Origin of the sequence: Acetivibrio sp. MSJd-27, assembly GCF_018918095.1 — a bacterium.
In the GTDB taxonomy this organism is placed as follows: domain Bacteria; phylum Bacillota; class Clostridia; order UMGS1840; family HGM11507; genus HGM11507.
Window position 1 is genome coordinate 1 of the sequence record NZ_JAHLPV010000088.1, and the last position, 1,648, is coordinate 1,648.

At 41.5% G+C, this 1,648-nt stretch carries 1 protein-coding gene; it reads left to right on the top strand.

Translation table 11 applies throughout. The features are described 5' to 3' along the window. Positions 1-266 precede the first annotated feature (266 nt). On the top strand, positions 267-1,373 hold the full coding sequence (locus tag KQI32_RS13200) for an S-layer homology domain-containing protein (protein ID WP_216426101.1): 1,107 nt from the start codon (positions 267-269) through the stop codon (positions 1,371-1,373). Positions 1,374-1,648: the final 275 nt, after the last annotated feature.

Below are 1,648 nucleotides of genomic sequence, written 5' to 3' on the forward strand. Positions count from 1 at the left end.
TAGCCTATGAGCAAATGAGTGTAAAAGAACTGGCAGACCCGTTTACGGGTGAGCCAGTAAAAAAGAGCAAAAGATAAAGCCGCCTTAGCGGCGGCTTGAAAAAGTTTGCGGCTGGCAGACGATTCAGAGGGCTTTCAGCCCAGCCAGTAACATGCCCTTATAGGGCTGAGCAAGCCACCGGCTTTGCCGGTGGTTATGACTTAGTGTCTAAATAATGAAAGAATGCATTCTGAATAATAAAATGATGTATGAAAAGGAGAATTAGTATGAACAAAAAATTTGCAGCATTTGCTTTGAGTGGAGTTTTTCTTTGTACAATGAGTGTTCATTCCTTTGCAGCAGGGGTTGCGACTTCTGCGCCCAATTCAGTACCAACTATTGCGGCCACTCAGCCCATACCGCCAGATAGTATTCTTTATTATGGTCAGGTAAAAGAAATTGTAAAATCGGAAGACGAAAAAATTTCTCAGCTCTGTATGGATTCAGAGCGCTATGGAGAATACATATTCAATATATCAGATGAAACAGCGTGGATTGACAGCGGAAACAAAACTGCGGATGACCCCTCCGATTTAAAAGAAGGGGATCGGTTGTATGTATTTCGCAGCCACGCAAAAACTGCGTCTATTCCTCCGCAGTCAGCGGCCTTCGCTATTGTACGTAACATCCCCCAAGACGCTGGATGTACCATGTATCATGAAGTAGAAGCAGTTTCTAAAGAAGATGGAAAACTGAAAATCACTACGGACAATGGAAGTTTATTTCTCTTTACTGATGCAGAAACGAAAGTCCTATCCTATCTGACGAAAAATTCTGTAACATTGGACGATATTCATCCGGGAAGTTATATCATGGCATGGTATGAAGCAGTAGCAGAGAGTTATCCCGGTCAGACCTATGCAAACCATATAATGGTACTGCCAAAAGCTGAGATGGAACATGAGAAAATGCTCACTCGCGCAGATTTGGTTTCTATCCTGCACAATCAGGCTGGAAATCCGGTTGTAAATTATGCTATGGATTACAAAGATGTAGACGGAGTGGATTCATATGCAGAAGCCATACGCTGGGCAACCAGTGAAAAATTAGTCGGTGGGTATGGTGATGGCAGCTTTGGTCCGGATGACGCGGTAAACCGTGAGCAGTGCGTAACGATTTTGTGGCGTTATGCTGGCGGCCCCATGTTGATGGATTATCCCGGTTTGATGCATTTCAGCGATGTCAGAGATATTTCCCCATTTGCTCGTAAAGCTATGGCTTGGGCGCACCAAAAAGGTATCATTTCAGACAAAGGTGACGACATTCTTGCACCGCAGGGTTTTGTTATGACCGATGAAGTGATGAAAATGATAGAAGTAATGGGTACGAATTAAGATATAAGGTTGAGATTGAAGACATATCTTTTTTATAATCTTTATAATATCCAATTGATTAGAACAGATAAAAAATTAATATGATAAAAATATAGGATTTAAGAGACGTTTTATACTTCTGTTAGTTGTTTTATATATAGCAAAAGAAGAAACGGGTCTGCTTCTAACTTTGTGTAAAGTCCAAACAAGGGTAAAATTGGTTGGCAGGGAGTGTTTTTGCTCCCTGCTTTTTCAATATAACAGAAACATGGCAAAAACTCAAGCCTTAATCCGGC

What these genes read in the sequence shown, in the direction of transcription:
- KQI32_RS13200 (WP_216426101.1), top strand. Translation starts at nt 267, where the DNA reads ATGAACAAAAAATTTGCAGCATTTGCTTTGAGTGGAGTTTTTCTTTGT.